The 16,914-nt window shown below is 66.1% G+C and carries 14 protein-coding genes; 9 read left to right on the top strand and 5 right to left on the bottom strand.

Features of this window, described 5'->3' with window-relative positions; translation table 11 throughout:
- Positions 1-15 precede the first annotated feature (15 nt).
- Complete coding sequence (locus EH199_RS04295; protein ID WP_124808026.1) at positions 16-288, bottom strand: hypothetical protein; 273 nt, start codon at positions 286-288, stop codon at positions 16-18.
- A gap of 42 nt (positions 289-330) precedes the next feature.
- Between EH199_RS04295 and EH199_RS04290 the strand changes: the two genes are divergently transcribed.
- Both EH199_RS04290 and EH199_RS04285 read left to right on the top strand, forming a co-directional pair.
- Positions 331-783: a glucuronosyltransferase gene (locus EH199_RS04290; protein ID WP_124808025.1), complete on the top strand. Its 453-nt coding sequence runs from the start codon at positions 331-333 to the stop codon at positions 781-783.
- Positions 780-1,259: a glycosyltransferase gene (locus tag EH199_RS04285; RefSeq protein ID WP_124808024.1), complete on the top strand. Its 480-nt coding sequence runs from the start codon at positions 780-782 to the stop codon at positions 1,257-1,259. The genes EH199_RS04290 and EH199_RS04285 overlap by 4 nt, the downstream gene beginning before the upstream one ends.
- Before the next feature lie 31 nt (positions 1,260-1,290).
- Here EH199_RS04285 and EH199_RS04280 read toward each other — a convergent pair whose 3' ends face one another.
- Positions 1,291-2,379: a transglutaminase-like cysteine peptidase gene (locus EH199_RS04280; protein ID WP_223806463.1), complete on the bottom strand. Its 1,089-nt coding sequence runs from the start codon at positions 2,377-2,379 to the stop codon at positions 1,291-1,293.
- 187 nt (positions 2,380-2,566) lie between these two features.
- Between EH199_RS04280 and EH199_RS04275 the strand changes: the two genes are divergently transcribed.
- The 7 genes from EH199_RS04275 to rpoH all read left to right on the top strand — a co-directional run bounded on the left by EH199_RS04275 (position 2,567) and on the right by rpoH (position 10,800).
- Positions 2,567-3,715 carry a glycosyltransferase gene (locus EH199_RS04275; RefSeq protein ID WP_124808023.1) on the top strand — a complete coding sequence of 383 codons (1,149 nt, stop codon included), beginning with the start codon at positions 2,567-2,569 and terminating at the stop codon, positions 3,713-3,715.
- Positions 3,715-5,112 carry an O-antigen ligase gene (locus EH199_RS04270; protein ID WP_124808022.1) on the top strand — a complete coding sequence of 466 codons (1,398 nt, stop codon included), beginning with the start codon at positions 3,715-3,717 and terminating at the stop codon, positions 5,110-5,112. Before EH199_RS04275 ends, EH199_RS04270 begins: the two co-directional genes overlap by 1 nt.
- On the top strand, positions 5,109-6,428 hold the full coding sequence (locus tag EH199_RS04265; RefSeq protein WP_124808021.1) for an O-antigen ligase: 1,320 nt from the start codon (positions 5,109-5,111) through the stop codon (positions 6,426-6,428). Before EH199_RS04270 ends, EH199_RS04265 begins: the two co-directional genes overlap by 4 nt.
- Positions 6,425-7,711 (top strand): hypothetical protein, encoded by a 1,287-nt coding sequence (locus tag EH199_RS04260; RefSeq protein WP_124808020.1) that lies wholly within the window; start codon positions 6,425-6,427, stop codon positions 7,709-7,711. The genes EH199_RS04265 and EH199_RS04260 overlap by 4 nt, the downstream gene beginning before the upstream one ends.
- A gap of 11 nt (positions 7,712-7,722) precedes the next feature.
- A complete protein-coding gene (locus tag EH199_RS04255) occupies positions 7,723-8,727 on the top strand; it encodes a glycosyltransferase (RefSeq protein ID WP_124808019.1) in 1,005 nt (334 codons plus the stop codon).
- A gap of 71 nt (positions 8,728-8,798) precedes the next feature.
- Positions 8,799-9,776 carry an RluA family pseudouridine synthase gene (locus EH199_RS04250; RefSeq protein WP_124808018.1) on the top strand — a complete coding sequence of 326 codons (978 nt, stop codon included), beginning with the start codon at positions 8,799-8,801 and terminating at the stop codon, positions 9,774-9,776.
- A 121-nt stretch (positions 9,777-9,897) separates the two neighbouring features.
- Entirely contained in the window at positions 9,898-10,800 is a 903-nt protein-coding gene (rpoH, locus tag EH199_RS04245; protein WP_124808017.1) for an RNA polymerase sigma factor RpoH, read from the top strand.
- Between the two features lie 85 nt (positions 10,801-10,885).
- Here the strand turns inward: rpoH and EH199_RS04240 are convergent, their stop codons facing one another.
- Genes EH199_RS04240 through EH199_RS04230 form a run of 3 tightly spaced genes read right to left on the bottom strand, consistent with a single transcriptional unit; the run spans position 10,886 to position 16,757 of the window.
- Positions 10,886-12,367 (bottom strand): efflux transporter outer membrane subunit, encoded by a 1,482-nt coding sequence (locus EH199_RS04240; protein ID WP_124808016.1) that lies wholly within the window; start codon positions 12,365-12,367, stop codon positions 10,886-10,888.
- Complete coding sequence (locus tag EH199_RS04235) at positions 12,364-15,549, bottom strand: efflux RND transporter permease subunit (protein WP_124808015.1); 3,186 nt, start codon at positions 15,547-15,549, stop codon at positions 12,364-12,366. The genes EH199_RS04240 and EH199_RS04235 overlap by 4 nt, the downstream gene beginning before the upstream one ends.
- The gene (locus EH199_RS04230; RefSeq protein ID WP_124808014.1) at positions 15,549-16,757 is read right to left on the bottom strand and encodes an efflux RND transporter periplasmic adaptor subunit; all 1,209 of its coding nucleotides are present in this window, start codon (positions 16,755-16,757) and stop codon (positions 15,549-15,551) included. The genes EH199_RS04235 and EH199_RS04230 overlap by 1 nt, the downstream gene beginning before the upstream one ends.
- Between the last annotated feature and the right edge of the window lie 157 nt (positions 16,758-16,914).

Below are 16,914 nucleotides of genomic sequence, written 5' to 3'. Positions count from 1 at the left end.
GCACCGCACAATGAGTCATTTGCCACGGATGCCTTTGCTTCGCCAGCGGGAATTCCCATAAGACGGGTTGCGCAGCATGATCTTTTTGCGGCATTTCGACAGACCGGCCGCGGCGTGCGCCAGACAAATGACGGCGCGCGGTACTTCATGCGGCCAAGTTTGTCGGAAGGAATTGGCGCGTACAACGAAGGATATATAAACGAATTTCACCGCACCATGATGGTACACTTCATTTTCAGCCCTCGGTTGATTGCAGTGCAGCAACAATGGTAGCAGGTTGATATGCAAGCCAGCCTTCGATCGGTTTGGCGTCGGAGTAGATTCGAGGATATGGGGATCAAGGTTCTGGCGGTGGCATCCGGCGGAGGGCACTGGGAGCAGTTGCTGCGTCTTCGCGCGGCATTCGACCAGTTCGATACCCGCTACGTCACTACCGATCCCGCGCTGGGTTGGAGGGAAGGCATCGAGGACGTCCTCAGCATTCCTGATTCCAACCGCAACGGCCCCGTCGCGGCCTTGCGGACGATGTGGTGCGCCTTTGCGCTGGTGCTGCGCCATCGCCCGGAGGTGATAGTGTCCACCGGCGCGTTTCCGGGGCTGGCCTGCCTGATCGCGGGGCGTGTGCTGGGGCGGCGGACAGTGTGGATCGACAGCATCGCCAATTCCGAAGAGCTTTCGGCCAGCGGGCGGATGGCCCGCTATTTCGCAACCCTGCGGGTGACGCAATGGCAACACCTGGCTAACCCCGACCAAGGGCTCTATTTTCTGGGGGCAGTCATTTGATTCTTGTCACCGTCGGAACGCAGTTGCCCTTTGACCGGCTGATCCGGGCCATGGACGGCATTGCGCCGGATCTGGCGCAGCCCGTCTTTGCGCAGACCGGTGGCGGCACCTATCAGCCCGACCATATGGAGTGGCAACATTTCATCGAGCCGCGCGAGTTCGAGGCCCGATTCGGGGCCGCCAGCATCATCGTGTCGCACGCCGGGATCGGTACGGTGCTGATGGCGTTGCGCCATCACAAGCCGTTGATCCTCTATCCAAGGCGCGTGGCATTGCACGAGCATCGCAACGATCACCAGATGGCGACCGTCGCCGCGCTTGCCGGCCGGTCCGGCATTTACGTGGCCGAAGACGACGAGGCGCTGGCGCGGACATTGCGCGAGCGGCTGGAAGCGCCGCGCGCGGATTGGGACGATGCCGTGCGCGGACAACTGGTCAACGCGCTGACGGGGTATATTTCGACCGGGAAAATCTGATCTGGCGGGCCCTGTCCGGCGCGGATCGTGCTCAGGCCGCCGGCTGGGGCGGTATCGCGGCCTCTCCGCTATCGCTGCTGGCGATGCGGACGGTCGGCGCGGCCGCCGGCGCCGGGGTCAGGCCTCGCCACACCAACGGATCGCCGGGCGTCTGCACGCGAAGCCACTGGTACGTCACCTTCGACCATGGCCTGACCTTGCGCACGAGACTGTCGAGCACGTAATCGCCATCGGGCAGGCGCGCGATCAGAACGGTGTGCAACCCGGCGCGGTACTTGTAGGCCACGGCCAGAAACAGCCGGTCTGCGGGGAAGCCCATTTCCATCAGGCGCATGCGCTTCTCGATCGCAATGTCCTCGCAATCGCCGGCGGGCCGCCAGCCGTAACCCAGACGGTTCCAGCGGTCTTCCTCGCCCGTGGAATTGATGTCTTCCACCTGGACGACGGCATCGTTGACGTTGCGGTTGACCTTGCCGATCAGCGCGAATGCCGCCTTTCCGTCAAAGGCTGCGTCCGCCGGTTTCGCAGGCTCCCCATCGAGCGGGGGAAGCGCTATCGCGGGCGCCGCAGGCTGCAACGGCTGCGGAACCAGCGTGACGAAGGCTGCCGTCGCCAGTCCCCGGGTTTGCGATGGTATCGCGTCGCTCACCTGGTCGCACGGGACATCGGGAGCAAGGCTTTCCGTCCAGCCAGCCGCGGGCGGGCAGGGGGCGGTTGCGACTGGAGAGGTCGCTGTCGCGGCCGCGTCCCCGACCAGAAGACGGACGAGACCGAAGCGATCGACGGGGTTGTCCTTCCCGAAGCGCGACAAGTCATCCGCCGTCACGCGCAAGCGACGATAACCCGCGCCTTCGCGATCGAACGCGGGTGGTGCCGAAGCCATGACCACAAGTGGCGCGCTTTCGGTTGGCGGGCTGAGCGCGGCGGCGATGCTCGTTGCCCCGGCGAGGCACAATTCCGTATCGCGTTCGCACATCTGGGTGAAGCCCAGCGGAGCGGATGCGGGAGCGCCCAGCGGAATGAAACTTCCGCCGTCGGCTGGGCTTTTCGCTTCTGCGTTGCCGCTTGCCAGCCACAGGCCGGCCAGTACGGTATAGAACAGGCGCATCGGACGCTCCATGATGAACGTCCGCTGTTTGCCGCATGCAGGGTTTGGGCCGGGTAACGCTTCTTAGTTAAGCGCGACGTAACCTTTGGTAATCCATGTCTCTATTTGACGGGCAAGTACCCGGCATCTATGGTGATGCGGTAGTTTTCGTGCATCGGGAAACGCGCTGGACGACTTTGTTCTGGAGGAACAGGTGGGCATGTCCCGATCGTTGACACAGGGGCAGGCCCATCGGGCACGCGGAATGATCGTGTTTGCTGCAACGCACCCGTCCGGTGGCATTCGTGAACTGTGGGGCAATCTCGCCGATGCGCTGGCCGAGCGCGGCTTCGAGACCCAATGCGTCGCGTTCTATCCGCCGCGCTGGGGAGAGGCGGGTGGCGGAGATGGTAGCGGAGCCGGGCGGAGCTGGCTCCATTTCGTTTCCGGGCCACTGCGCAATCCCGTCCGTGCCGTTCGTCTGGTGTTCGCGCTGGCGCGATGGCTCAGAGCGCATGAACCGCGGCTGGTGGTGACGGCGATGCCCGCCGCCAATGTCCTGGTGCCGATCGTGGCGCGCTGGAGCAGCCCCGCGACGCGCGTTGCCATTTCCCATCATTCGCCGGTCGAAACGCACGCGCCGCTGCTTAACCGGCTCGATGCGTGGTCCGGGCAGTTGCGCAATGTCCGCGCGATCATCAGCGTGTCGCACGCCGTGTCCGCGTCGCTGGCCAGCAAGCCGGCCGCGTACCGCGCCAAACGCCGGGCGATCCGCAACGCGCTGCCGCCCGATATCGAAACCTATCTTTCCGGCATGGCCGGTGAAGTCAGGGATGCGCCAACCCAGCGACGGATCGTCAGTACCGGGCGGCTGGCCTATCAGAAAAACTACCCGATGCTGCTCCGCGCGCTGGCGGAGGTGCCGGATGCTTCGCTCGATATTGTCGGGACCGGGCCTGACGAGGCGGAATTGCGGGCGCTGGCGGAGCAACTGGGCATTGCGGAGCGGGTCCGCTTCCTTGGCGTCCGCCCCCGGCGCGAGGCGCTTGCCATTCTGGCCGGGGGCGATGTGTTCGTGCAGGTCAGCAGGTTCGAAGGGCACAGTCTCGGGCTGATCGAAGCCGCGCGCGTAGGATTGCCGCTGATCGTTTCGAATGTGCCCGAGCAGGTGGAAGCGGTCACGGCGGAAGGTGGCGACGCCTGCGGCATCGTGGTTCCGCTTGACGACGATGCCGCCCTGGCCGGGGCGATCACCGCGGTGCTGAACGATTCCGCCGCTTACCGGCGGTGGAGCGCGGCTGCGCGGCGGATCGCGGAGGAAGCGCGGTTCGATGCGGTTGTCGACGCATACGAGGCATTGGCGGTCTGATGCGCGGGGCGAACAACAGGCACTATCTGCTCAACATGCCGCCGCCGCCGCTGATGGCGCTGATGTCGCCCGCGCGCGTGCGCAGGGTCATCGCCCTGATCGCGATGGTCATGCTGTTCGGAATGCTCGTGATCGGCACCCGGCCCTTGCAGGTGCGGGTTGCCGATCCGGCAACCGCGATGGGCGACAGCACGCGCCAGTTCTGGTATATCTCGATTTTCGTCATGCTGATCCTGGGATCGCAGTGCTACAACAACATGCAGCGGCTTTGGGTCCTTCCGCCGAGCATGGCGCTGGTGCTCGTGTGGTCGGCGGTCACGTTGTTCTGGTCGGCCGATCCCGGCATCGGGATGCGCCGGCTGCTGCTGACCGCGATCCTTATCTGGTCGATCTTCCGGATATGCGATGAACTGGGCTTCCGGCGATCGATGGCGGCCTTGCGGATCATCCTGGCGGTGGCGCTGGTGCTCAATTTCGCAGCGGTCGCGGCCAGCCCAGTGGCAGTCCATCAGGAAGGGGAGAGGATGGACCTCAACCTGGTCGGGTGCTGGCGCGGATTGCTGGAGCACAAGAACTACACCGGAGCCTTGTGCGCGGTCACGGTTCTGGCATTCGTGTTCGGCGGCAACCACTGGCGCCTGCTTCCCCGCGCGGCGGTGTTGGCCGGCAGCAGCTATTTCCTGTACAGGACCGGTTCCAAGACATCGATGAACATTCTGCTGGTGGCGATCGGCACGGGCTGGCTTTACCTGCTGTACAGCCCGGCCTATCGCGCCTTCCTCGTCCCCCTGGCGATGGTTGCCGGTGCGGGCATAAGCTATTTCGTCACGACCCGGTGGGGTGTGATCGTGGCGCCGCTCTACAGCCCCGACCAGTCGCTGCTGACGGGGCGCGTGGTGATCTGGCCGGTGGTGCTGGACTATTGGTACGATCATCCCTGGGGCGCCGGGTTCGGTTCGTTCTGGAACGTCGGGCTGGATGGCCCCGTGTTCCGATACAATCAGGACTGGGTCGCGCGGCTGGGCAACGGCCATAACGGCTACCTGGACTTGCTGGTCACGATCGGGCCGGTCGGCCTTGCCCTGGTCATGCTCGCCGTGTTCGTTTCGCCGCTGACGAGCCTGCTGACGAGCCTGACGTTGCCACGGGGGGCGGCGGCGTGGATCGTTTCGGTGATCGTGTTCGCCTTCGGTCACAATCTGACGGAATCGACGCTGCTGGATCGAGACGCTTTGCTGGAAGTGCATCTGATGTTTGCTCTCGGCCAACTGGCTGCGCTGCTGCGCGCGTCGGGTGAAGCGAAAGCCGTCCGGAGCAAGGGGGCGGTGGAAACGCGCGGCGGCGCGGATGCCGTGGTGGCCGATACCAATGCCGCAATGGTTGGGGGAACTCTATGAACACCGAAGCGCGCGATGATGGCTGGCGCCTGGAAAAGCCGGCCAACCGCCAACTGCTCGCCGCCTGCCTTGGCGGGGTGCTGCTGCTCGTGCTGCTTGGGCCGCTGATGGTCTATAGCGACCAGCCCATGCTGGGCGAGGGCAACGCCGGGCGCCAGCTGGCCTATTTCGCGCTGACGGCAGCGGTTCTGTTCGGCCTTCGCCCGGCGGAATGGCGCCGGTTGATCGCCGTGCCGATTCCCCTGGTCGTGGCGCTCGGCTGGTGCTGGCTCAGCCTTTCGTGGTCGATCGATCCCTCGGTCGCGTTGCGGCGCATGATCCTGACGACGCTGGTGATCTGGATCATCTTCGTCAGCGTCCGGCAGATCGGATCGGCATTGACCGTCAACATCCTGCGGATCGCGCTCTGCGTCACGCTTTTCGCCAACTTCGTCACCGTCGCGCTGTTTCCCGATTTCGGGATTCACCAGGCCAACGCGATCGGCGACAAGGAACTGGTGGGAAGCTGGCGTGGCATCATGATGCACAAGAACTTCGCCGGCGAAGTCAGCGCGCTGCTGATACCTTTGCTGATCTTCGACGCGCCGCGCAAATGGCTCTGGCCGCGTGTGGCCGGAATCGTGGCGGCGGCGGTATTCCTCTACTTCTCGCACTCCAAGACCTCGCTTGGCCTGATCGGCGTGGCCGTGCTGGCCGGCTTCGCCTTTGAACGGCTGCCTGCGCGCCGCCGCGTCTATGTCATCCCGCTGCTGATGGTGGTGTTCGCGGCGGCTGCGCTGCTCAACGATCTCTACAGCAATCCGCTGGAAGCGCTGTTGCGCGATCCCGAAGCGGTGACCGGGCGTTCCTCGGTCTGGCGTGCCTTGCTGGCCTACCTCAACGATCACCTGTGGCTGGGGTCTGGCTACGGTTCGTTCTGGAACGTCGGCCCGATCAGCCCGATCTTCAAATACGCCAAGGGCTGGATCACCGAACTGGCGAACGGCCACAACGGGTTCCTCGATCTGGCGGTCCAGATCGGCGTTCCGGGCGCGCTGCTGGTGGTTGCCTCGGTGATCGTCGTGCCGTTGGTCCAGGTGTTCAGCGACCATCGGCTGAAGGCGCAACGTGTGGCCATCGTGATCGCGTTCATCATGTTCGCGTTCATGCACAACACCACGGAATCCAGCCTGTTCGACCGTGACGTGATCATGCAGGTGATGCTGATGTTCGCGCTGGCGCTCATCCCCGCGTTGAAGGCCGAGGCCGATCGCGCCGACCGCCGTCGCGTCAGCTCGCCATGGGCCACGGCGAGTATGCGACACGCGCTTTCATGAACCGACTGGCGCGTTACGTCCTTGCCGCGCTTGGCCCGGTGGCGACGGCGGGCGCGCAGTTCCTGCTTTCGCTGCTGCTGCTGCGATCGTTGCCGCCGGCGGCGTTCGGCGGCTTTTCGTTCCTGCTGATAGCGGCGACACTGGCAACGAGCGTGTGGAGCGCGATGTTCTGCGCGCCGCTGCTGGTGTTCATGACGCAACGGCGGGAGCAGGGGGCGGACCAGGCGGCAAAGGCGGTGCTGATGGCCAGCGTTGTCGGTGCGGCGATCGCGACGGTCGGGTTCGCCGCGCTGGCGCTCGCGACGGGTTTTCCGGCGGAAGCATCGGTGATCTTCGCCTTCTTCGCTTCGCTGGGCCTCGTCCGCTGGCTGGGCCGCGCCCACGCCTACGCGCTGGGACACCAGACGCGCACCATCGCTTCGGACGTGGTCTATGCGGTGTCGCTGATGGGGGGGATCGGCCTGCTGTTCACGCTGGAGGCGATCACGCTCGACCATGCCTATCTGGTATTGCTGGTGGCGACTGTGGCCGGGATCGGCGCGCTGGGCAGACCCTATGCCTCGGCGCTGCTGATCGCGCCCACACCAGCGGTGCTGCGGGGCTATCGCCGGGTATGGCGCGAGCATTCGAGCTGGTCCCTGGCCGGGGTGGTTTCAACCGAGGCAACGGTGAACTGCCATGCCTATCTGGTGACGGCCATCTGCGGGCCGGCGGCGTTCGCGCCGATCGCGGCGACGCAATTGCTGATCCGTCCGATCACCGTGGCGACCAATGCGCTGATGGAGTTCGAGCGCGCGCAGATGGCCCGGCAACTGGGCGAAGGCGTGGTGGATTCGGCCGCGCACGCCTTGCGGCTGTTCCGGATGGTGCTGGCGGGTGTGTGCCTGCTGGTGGGGCTGGCGGTGCTGGCGCTGTTCCTGTTCGCCCCGCGCCTGCTGTTTCCGGCGCATTATGCCATGCCCGTGCTGGTGACGGGGGCCGCATCGTGGTTGACGGTGGCTTTCATCCGCGCCATCCGCACGCCCGAAAGCGCGCTGTTGCAGGCTGCCGGCGCATTTCGGCCTCTGGCGATGGCCAGCATCTATTCCGCCGCGTTTTCCATCGCCACGGTGGCGACGGTTCTGGTGTTCGCGCAGCCGATCTGGTCGGTGGCGGGCGTACTGGGCGGAGAACTGGTGTTCCTGTACTGGGTATGGCGCAAGGCGTGGCAATGGATCGCTTCGGCGCGGCGGCCCGATCCCGGCGCCAGGGGCGGCGAAGTGGCTGGCGCTTGGGCGCGTTAGGGACGGTAGAGATGGAACAGGGGCAGGATCGGCCGTTGCTGACGATCGGGATCAAGGCGCTGAACGAGGAGGAGCACATCGCCGCCGCGATCGCCAGTGCGCTGGCCGCCGTGGCGCGTGTGGGTGGCGACGTGGTGCTGGCCGACAGCGGATCGACCGACCGGACTTTGGAAATCGCCCGGACTTTCCCGATCCGCATCGTGCAGCTTGCCAACCTGGACGAGCGGTGCTGCGGTGCGGGGGCGCAACTCGCTTTCCAGCACGCGACCGGCGAGTTCTTCTATCTGCTCGATGGAGACATGGAACTCGATCCCGCCTTCATCGATGCGGGCATCGCCTTTCTGCGTGATCATCCAGGCCATGCGGGCGTGGGGGGGCGGGTGCGCGAAATGAATGCCACCAACGCCGAGTTCAAGATCCGCGCGGCCAAGGTGGCCGAAGGCAGCGACTGGCAGCCCGGCGATGTGGACCGGCTCGATTGCGGCGGGCTGTATCGCGTCGATGCCGTGCGCGCGGCGGGGTACTTCGCGGACCGCAACCTCCATGCCTTCGAGGAATTCGAACTGGCGGCCCGGCTGGCGGCGCGGGGGTGGAAGCTTGCCCGTATCGATGTGCCGGCGGTGCGGCACTATGGCTATACCACGCAGGGCTATCGCCTGCTGATGCGGCGCATCCGGTCGGGCTATACCGGTGCGACCGGTGAAGTGCTGCGTGCCGCGCTGGGCAGGCCGCATCTCGCGGTCGTTTTGCGGCGGCTGGGCCATATCCGCAAGGGCGTGGCCGTACTGGGCTGGTGGGTTCTGCTTGCCCTGCTTCTGGTGGCGCGGGCGCCCTGGTGGTTGTCCGTGCCCTATGCTCTCGCGCCGATGGCGTGGTTCTGGTGGCGCCGGCGTTCGCTGGAACTCGTCCCTTATTCGTTTCTCGTGTGGAACAGCACCGCATTGGGTCTTGTGACCGGCCTGTTCCGGCCCCGCGTGCCACCGGAGCGGCCGCTGCAATCCGTCGATCTCGCGTAAACAGGGGGCAACGGCGCAAAGATGCCCTGAAGCCCCTTGCCGCGGTTGCAACAGTTCCCATATCGCGGGGCATGGGGGGAAGCGCAGAAGTCATCACGGGCATCTTCGAAGCGGGCGGGCTGCGGCTTGACCGGGCGCTTGCGGACGTATCCGGCCTTTCTCGCGAACGCATAAAGGCGCTGATCGAGGAAGGCGGGATCGAGGTCGGCGGGCGTATTGCTACGCAGGCTTCCTCTAAACCCGCGGCGGGCACGCCTTACACGATCCGCGTGCCGGAAGCCGCGCCGGCGGAAGCGGTGGCGCAGGATATTCCGCTGGCGGTCGTGTACGAAGACGCGGACCTGATCGTGATCGACAAACCGGCCGGTCTGGTGGTTCATCCTGCGGCGGGGAATCCCGATGGTACGCTGGTCAACGCCTTGCTGCACCACTGCCGGGGCCAGCTTTCGGGCATCGGCGGTGTGGCGCGGCCGGGGATCGTCCATCGCATCGACAAGGACACGTCCGGCCTGCTGGTCGTGGCCAAGACCGATGCCGCGCATGAAGGGCTGGCCAGGCAGTTCGCCGATCACTCGATCACGCGCGCCTATCGCTGCGTCACTGCCGGCCAGCCGCTGCCGCCTGCCGGAACGATCCGGGGCGCGATCGGCCGGTCCAGCCACGATCGCAAGAAGATGGCGCTGGTCGAGGAAGGCCGGGGCAAGCACGCGGTGACGCATTACCGCACGCTGGCGCCGCTGGACGAGGCGGCGCTGGTCGAATGCCGGCTGGAGACGGGGCGGACGCACCAGGTGCGCGTTCACCTTGCGTCAATCGGCCATGCGCTATTAGGCGATCCTGTATATGGACGCACGCCCTCCCGGCTTCGGCCGCTTCTTTCCCGGCTTGGTTTCCGCCGTCAGGCATTGCACGCGGCCGAGCTTGGATTCCTCCACCCGGTCGGCGGCCAGCCGCTCCACTTCGCCAGCCCGACGCCCGTCGATATGCGGGAACTGATCGTCGAATTGTGCGTTGAGGGGCAGAATGCCGTGGCTATGTCCAATCTCTAGCATTAGCATCCACTGGTATAATAGATATCAACCCGCGAAGATTCCATGTGTGGTCCCGCCGCCGAACGCCCATTAGGGGTTCAGGCACTGGGGTTCCGACGCGAAGAAAGGAAGTGTTCAGGTGAGTGAACAGAAGAACGCGCTGTCCGTCCCCTCGTTGAACGGGGAAGCCAGCCTCAACCGCTATCTGGCGGAAATCCGCAAGTTCCCGGTGCTGACCGCCGAGCAGGAATACATGCTCGCGAAGCGCTATCAGGAACACCAGGATCCGCAGGCCGCCGCCCAGCTCGTCACCAGCCACCTCCGGCTCGTGGCCAAGATCGCGATGGGCTATCGCGGTTATGGCCTGCCGGTTTCGGAACTGATTTCCGAAGGCAACATCGGCCTGATGCAGGGCGTCAAGAAGTTCGAGCCGGATCGCGGCTTCCGCCTGGCCACCTATGCGATGTGGTGGATCAAGGCCTCGATGCAGGAATTCATTCTGCGCTCGTGGAGCCTCGTGAAGATCGGCACCACCGCCGCGCAGAAGAAGCTGTTCTTCAACCTGCGCCGGATGAAGAAGAACCTCGAGGCGTTCGAGGATTCGGACCTCCATCCTGACGACGTGCGCAAGATCGCGACCGATCTCGGCGTGCCCGAGCAGGAAGTGGTCAACATGAACCGCCGGATGATGATGGGTGGCGACGCCAGCCTCAACGTCCCCATGCGCGAGGATGGCGAGGGCAGCTGGCAGGACTGGCTGACCGATGACCGCCCGTTGCAGGACGAGACGGTGGCCGATGCCGAGGAAGCCCAGTTCCGCCACGAAATGCTGGTGGAAGCGATGGACAGCCTCAACGACCGCGAACGCCACATCCTGACGGACCGCCGCCTGATCGACGAGCCGAAGACGCTCGAGGAACTGAGCCAGGTCTATAACGTCAGCCGCGAGCGCGTGCGCCAGATCGAGGTGCGGGCGTTCGAGAAGCTGCAAAAGGCGATGCAGCGGATCGCCGGCGAACGGCATCTGCTGCCGGCCGGCTGATCGTTTCCCTTCGCGCGGACAAGAACAAAGGCCGGGGAATCTCCCCGGCCTTTTTCGTTAGGAAGCCTGCTTCTCCGCTATGGAGTCAGGGCTGGCTCGCCACCTTCACCGGTGGGATCTGCCCGCCGCCCAGCGCTATGAACAGGCCCACCGTGTCGGTCAGCCGCGCGGCGCGCGCGGTGATGAGCTGCTGGCGCGCCGCCGCCTGCGTGGCCGACGCGTTGAGCACCGACAGCGTGCCGACCGCACCGAGCTGCAACTGGCGCGTGGCGAAGCCCAGGCTGGTGCTGGCCGAGCGGTCTCCCCGGTCCGCCGCATCCAGCGCCGCGCCATCGGTCTGGAGCGCGGTGAGCGCGTTCGAGACATCGGCGAAGGACTGGAGCGCGGTGGCGCGGTAATTGGCCTTGGCCGCTTCCAGCGCGTCTTCCGCCGCGTGCTGCTGGTGGCGCAGTGAGCCGCCGTGGAACAGCGGCGCCCCGATCGAGCCGATCAGCGCCCAGAACGGGTTGCCGCTGGCAAACATGCTGGCGAAGTCCAGCGCCGCGCCGCCGGCGTTCGCGCCCAGCGTGATCGAAGGCAGGCGCGCGGCGATGGCGGTCTTCACGTCTGCCGCCGCGCCTTCCATCGTCGCCGCTGCGGCGACCACATCGGGCCGGGTGGCGACGAGATCGGACGGCAGGCTGAGCGGGAGGTCTGCCGGCAATGCCAGCGCATCGAGCGAGGGCAGGGCGGGCAGGGGGAAACCCGGCGCGACGCCGAGCAGCACCTGCAAGGCGCTGCGGTTGGCGGAGAGCGCGCGGTCCAGCGGAGGCAGCGCGCCTTCGGCCGCCGCCAACGCCGCTTCCTGCGCCGCCACGTCGGCCGCGCCGACCGCGCCCAGCGCCTGCCGCTGGCGCAGCAGGTTCAGGATGTCGCGGTTGCTGGTAACGGCGCTGCGGGCGGCGTCCGCCTGCGCTTCCAGCGCGGCGTTCTGGATTACCGCCAGCGCGGTGTTGCCCGCGACCATGGTCTTCACGCCCGCCAGCCGCGCCTGCTGCGCGCGCGTGGCCGCCTGCGCGGAGCGGATGCGCGAGCGCGTCTCTCCGAACAGGTCGAGCGTGTAGGTCAGGTTGACCTGCGCGGTGTGCAGCGTGAACAGCGAGGGCGTTTGCGTCGGCAGGGGTGACGACAGCACGTTGCCAACGCGCTGGCGCGAGGCCTGGTAGCCCGCGTCGATCTGCGGGAACAGGCCACCCCGCGCCACACGGGTCAGTTCGCTTGCCTGCTTGAGCGTGGCCTGCGCGACCTGGATGTCGTTGTTGGCGGCAAGCGCCTGCGCGACAAGGCCGTCGAGAGCGGGGCTGCCAAACGCCTTCCACCATTCGCCTTCCACCGCCGCGCCCGGATGGACCGCCTGCGCGGTGCCGGACTGGGGCGCGATCGGCGTGTCCAGCACGCTGGCGGGCGCGTTGCCCGCCGGTGTGGGCGGTTGCGGCAGATCGACCTTGACCGGAGCGGCCAGCGTGGGCGTGGCGGTCGCGATCAGCAGCGCGGCCTTGAGCGCGGCGTTCATCAGGGGACGCGTCATGCCGGCACCTCCGTTCCTTCTTCGCCTTCGTCGCCTTCTCCCTCGGCCTTTTTCGCCCAATTGGGCTGCAGGCGGCTGGAGAAACGGTCGATCAGCAGGGGCAGGACCAGCAGGATCAGCACGGGCGCGAGCGTCATGCCCCCGACCACGACGAGCGCGAGCGGCTTCTGCACCTGGCTGCCGATGCCGGTGGAAAGCGCCGCCGGCAGCAGGCCGATCGCGGCGACGAGGCAGGTCATCACCACCGGCCGCAGCGAATTGGTCATCGCGGTCTTGAGCGCCGAGGCACGGTCCGCCCCTTCGTCTATCGCCTGGTTGAAGTTGGTCACCACAAGGATGCCGTCCATCACCGATATGCCGAACAGGGCGACGAAGCCGATCGCGGCGGAGATGCTGAACGCCGTCCCCGTCAGCAGCAGGCCCAGCACGCCGCCGATGATCGCCATGGGGATGACGCTGAACGCCAGGAAGGTATCCCGCAGCGAGCCGAAGTTGGCGTAGAGCAAGCCGATGATGATGACGAGGCTGATCGGCACCACGATTTCCAGCCGCGCGATGGCGTTCTGGAGGTTGGCGAGTTCGCCCGCCCATTCCAGCGAATAGCCCGGCGGCAGCACCACGTGCTTGGCGATGTTCGCCTGCGCTTCGGCCACCGCGCTGCCAAGGTCGCGGTCGCGGACCGAGAACTTGATCGGGATGTAGCGCGACTGGTGCTCGCGATAGATGAACGAGGCGCCGGTCGTCAGCTTGATCTCGGCCAGTTCCGACAGCGGCACCTGGATCGGCGTGCCGTCGGGCGAGGTCGCGCCCACGGTGATGCGCTTGACCGCCTCGATGCTGTCGCGTTGTTCGGGCTTCAGGCGCACCACGATCGGGAAGTGCCGGTCGGTGTGCGGTTCGTAGATGTCGCCGGGCGAGGTGCCCCCGATGGCGGCGGCGACGGTCTGGTTGATGTCGTCGGGCGTCAGGCCATAGCGGGCCGCCTTTTCGCGATCGATGTCGATGCGCACGGTCGGCTGGCCCAGCGACTGGAAGATGCCAAGGTCGGTGATCCCGCGCACCTTCTGCATCTGGTCCTTGATCTGGCTGGCCAGCTTTTCCAGCGTTTCGAGGTCGGGGCCGAACAGCTTGACCGAGTTCGCGCCCTTCACGCCCGAAGCCGCTTCCTCCACGTTGTCCTCGATGATCTGCGAGAACGAGAAGTCGACGCCGGGGTATTTCTCCTGGAACTTCTGCGAGAGCTCCTTGATCAGCTTCTCCTTGTCCATGCCCGATGGCCATTCGTCGAACGGCTTGAGCGGGACGAAGTATTCGATGTTGAAGAAGCCGGTGGCGTCGGTGCCATCGTCCGGGCGGCCGTGGGCCGAAAGGACGGCGGTGACCTCCGGGTACTTCAGCATGTCGCGCCGGATCGACTGCGCGGTCTTTTCGCCCGCTTCCAGCGAGATCGAGGCCGGCAGCGACGCGCGGATGTACATGTTACCTTCTTCCAGGTGCGGCAGGAACTCGATACCGAGCGAGCGCACCCCGATCAGCGCGCCCACCAGCAGCAGGCAGGCGCCGCCGATCGTGAACAGGCGGTTCTTCATCGCGAAAGCCGCCGACGGGCCATAGACGCCACGCATCTTGGTGACGATCCACGTTTCCACTTCGCTCAGCTTGTCGGGCAGCAGCATCGCGGAAAGCGCCGGCGCCACGGTGAACGTGGCGATCAGGCCGCCGATGATGGCATAGGCATAAGTCTTGGCCATCGGGCCGAAGATGTGGCCTTCCACGCCGGTCAGCGTGAACAGCGGCAGGAAGCTGGCGATGATGATCGCGGCGGCGAAGAAGATGCCCCGGCTGACTTCGCTGGACGCGCCCAGCACCGCCGAAAGCCGGCTGGCAAAAGTATAGTGCGCGCCCGTATCCTTGTGGGCTTCCACCTCGTGCGATCGTTCGGCCATGTGCCGGAATATGTTCTCGACCATGATCACGGTCGCGTCGACGACAAGGCCGAAGTCGAGTGCGCCGACCGAGAGCAGGTTGGCGGATTCCCCCTGGAGCGTGAGGATCAGCACGGCGAAGGCGAGGGCGAAGGGAATCGTCGCCGCCACGATCAGCGCGCTGCGCAGGTTGCCGAGGAAGGCCCACTGCAGGAAGAAGATCAGCAGCACGCCCGCGACGAGGTTTTCCATCACGGTATGCGTGGTCACGCCGATCAGGTCCGAACGGTCGTAGATGCGTTCCAGCTGCACGCCGGGCGGCAGCACGCCGGTGGTGTTGATCTTCTCGACTTCGGCCTTGACCGCCTGGATCGTGGGCATGGACTGCGCGCCGCGGCGCATCAGCACGATGCCCTGGACGATATCATCATCGTTGTTGAGGCCGGCGATGCCGTTGCGCGGCAGGTTGCCGATGCGGATCGTGGCCACGTCCTTGACCAGCACGGGGGCATTGCCATCGCGGGCGACGACGACGTCCTCGATCTGGCTGACCGACTGGATCAGGCCGATGCCGCGCACGATGGCCGCTTGCGCGCCGAAGTTGATCGTCTGGCCGCCGACGTTGGCGTTGCTGTGGCTGATCGCCGTGATGACCTGGCCGACGTTGGTGTGATGGGCGACCAGCTTGTCGTGGTCGATCACCACTTCGTAGGAGCGTTCCTTGCCGCCCCAGCCGGTCACGTCGACCACGCCGGGGATGGCACGGAAGCGGCGCTGGAGCACCCAGTCCTGCAGGGTCTTGAGGTCCTCGACCGAATAGCCCGCCGGCGCCTTGATACGGTAGCGATAGATTTCGCCGACCGGGCTGGTGGGTGAAATCTGCGGCACCACCCCGCCGGGCAGCGGCGGCAGCTGGGCCAGGCGGTTGACCACCTGCTGCAGGGCCTGATCGTAGTTGTAGTCGTAGGTGAACTGGATCTTCACGTCCGACAGGCCGAACAGCGAGATCGCGCGGATCGCGTTCATGTGCGGCAGGCCCGACATCTGGACCTCGATCGGGATGGTGACGTTGCGTTCCATCTCCTCGGCCGAAAGGCCGGAAGACTGCGTCACCAGCTCGACCATCGGCGGAACCGGATCGGGATAGGCTTCAATGTTGAGGTTGTAGAACGCGATGCCGCCGGCGACGAGCATCGCGACGAAGAAGCCGACGATCGTCAGCCTTTGCCGCAGGGCGAAACGGACGAGTCTGACCATCAGTCGCCAAGCCCCGCTTCGTTGACGAACAGCGCGCCGTCGGTGATGATCTTGGTGCCCGGCGCGATGCCGGAGGTGATGGTGACGTAGCCGTCATGGCTTTCGCCCACGGTCACGTTCTGCGCCTTGACCCGGCCCTTGCCGAGATAGACCCAGACCCGGGCGGTATCGCCTTCGTTGATCACCGCGACGGCCGGCACCGCCAGCGCGCCGGGCGTGCTGCTGGGCGCCTTGATCGTGAAACTGGCGAACATCTGCGGCTTCAGCGCGCCATCGGCATTGGCGATGGTGGCGCGCACCGGCAGGCGGTGGGTGACGGGATCAAGCTGCGCGCCGACATTGTCGATCACCGCATCGAACACGCGGCCGGGCCAGGCGTTGGTGGTAACGTTGACGTGATCGCCCACCTTCACCCGCGTGGCGTCGCTTTCCGCTACTTGCGCGATCAGCCATACGCGCGACAGGTCGGCGATGACGAAGGCTGGCTGGCTGCCGCCCACCTGCACGAACTGCCCGGCGGAAACCGCGCGGGTGGCCACGACGCCGGAGATCGGCGCGCGCAAGGTGGCCAGCGCGCCGCTGCCGCCGCCACCGCCGAACACCGAAAGCTTGCCGCGCGCCGCCGCCGCCGCCGCATCGGCGACGCGGACGGCCGACTGGGCGCTGGCGAGATCGGCCTGGGCCTGCTGGTAGTCCTTCAGCGCGCCACCGGCGGTCTTGTAGACCTGTTCGGCCCGCGCGGCGTTCTCCTGCGCGACGCGGAGCGACGTGCTGGCCGCCGCGCGCTGCGCCTCGGCGGACATCAGCGCGTTGCGGGCATCGGCGATATCGCCGGTGCGGATGCTGAGCAGCGGCTGGCCCGCGCCGACGCGCGCGCCGGCTTCGACGAAGACGTTCACCACCTGGCCCGAATAGGGCAGGAACACCGGGGTACTTTGCGTGCCGTCCACGTCGATCATGCCGGTGGCGCCGGTGCGGATTTCGCCGTCATCGGCTTGCACCGTCTGGATCTTCATGCTGGCGATCTGACCCTGGGTCAGTTGCAGCTCGCCCGGCGGCAGAGTCGGGGGAGGCGTTTCGGGATGCCGGAAAAGCGCGCGCGCCAGCGTGATCGCGCCGTAGATTGCCACCACGGCAACAACGGCGATGATCAGCAGCCTGATCTGCCGCGACCGGCTGAGCGCCGGAACATCATGTTCGAAAGTCATCGATACCCCACGTCAAAACGCTGTGCGCGCCAAGCATACCATGCCTGCATTACGGCCGCGAAGTGGCCGTCCACACCGTTCCGGGTCAACTTAAACATGCGTAATGTGCAGGCAAGAATCACGGATTTCCGGGCCTTTCAAAGCCTCTTTGCTTGCC

The sequence above is a fragment of the Novosphingobium sp. LASN5T genome (assembly GCF_003856955.1).
Lineage (GTDB): Bacteria > Pseudomonadota > Alphaproteobacteria > Sphingomonadales > Sphingomonadaceae > Novosphingobium.
This window is presented reverse-complemented; position numbering and strand designations above follow the sequence as displayed.

Coding starts and splice junctions, on each gene's coding strand:
- EH199_RS04260 (WP_124808020.1), top strand. CDS start 6,425: ATGAACCGACTGGCGCGTTACGTCCTTGCCGCGCTTGGCCCGGTGGCG.
- EH199_RS04270 (WP_124808022.1), top strand. CDS start 3,715: ATGCGCGGGGCGAACAACAGGCACTATCTGCTCAACATGCCGCCGCCG.
- EH199_RS04250 (WP_124808018.1), top strand. CDS start 8,799: ATGGGGGGAAGCGCAGAAGTCATCACGGGCATCTTCGAAGCGGGCGGG.
- EH199_RS04230 (WP_124808014.1), bottom strand. CDS start 16,757: ATGACTTTCGAACATGATGTTCCGGCGCTCAGCCGGTCGCGGCAGATC.
- EH199_RS04265 (WP_124808021.1), top strand. CDS start 5,109: ATGAACACCGAAGCGCGCGATGATGGCTGGCGCCTGGAAAAGCCGGCC.
- EH199_RS04280 (WP_223806463.1), bottom strand. CDS start 2,379: ATGGAGCGTCCGATGCGCCTGTTCTATACCGTACTGGCCGGCCTGTGG.
- EH199_RS04240 (WP_124808016.1), bottom strand. CDS start 12,367: ATGACGCGTCCCCTGATGAACGCCGCGCTCAAGGCCGCGCTGCTGATC.
- EH199_RS04235 (WP_124808015.1), bottom strand. CDS start 15,549: ATGGTCAGACTCGTCCGTTTCGCCCTGCGGCAAAGGCTGACGATCGTC.
- EH199_RS04275 (WP_124808023.1), top strand. CDS start 2,567: ATGTCCCGATCGTTGACACAGGGGCAGGCCCATCGGGCACGCGGAATG.
- EH199_RS04255 (WP_124808019.1), top strand. CDS start 7,723: ATGGAACAGGGGCAGGATCGGCCGTTGCTGACGATCGGGATCAAGGCG.
- EH199_RS04290 (WP_124808025.1), top strand. CDS start 331: ATGGGGATCAAGGTTCTGGCGGTGGCATCCGGCGGAGGGCACTGGGAG.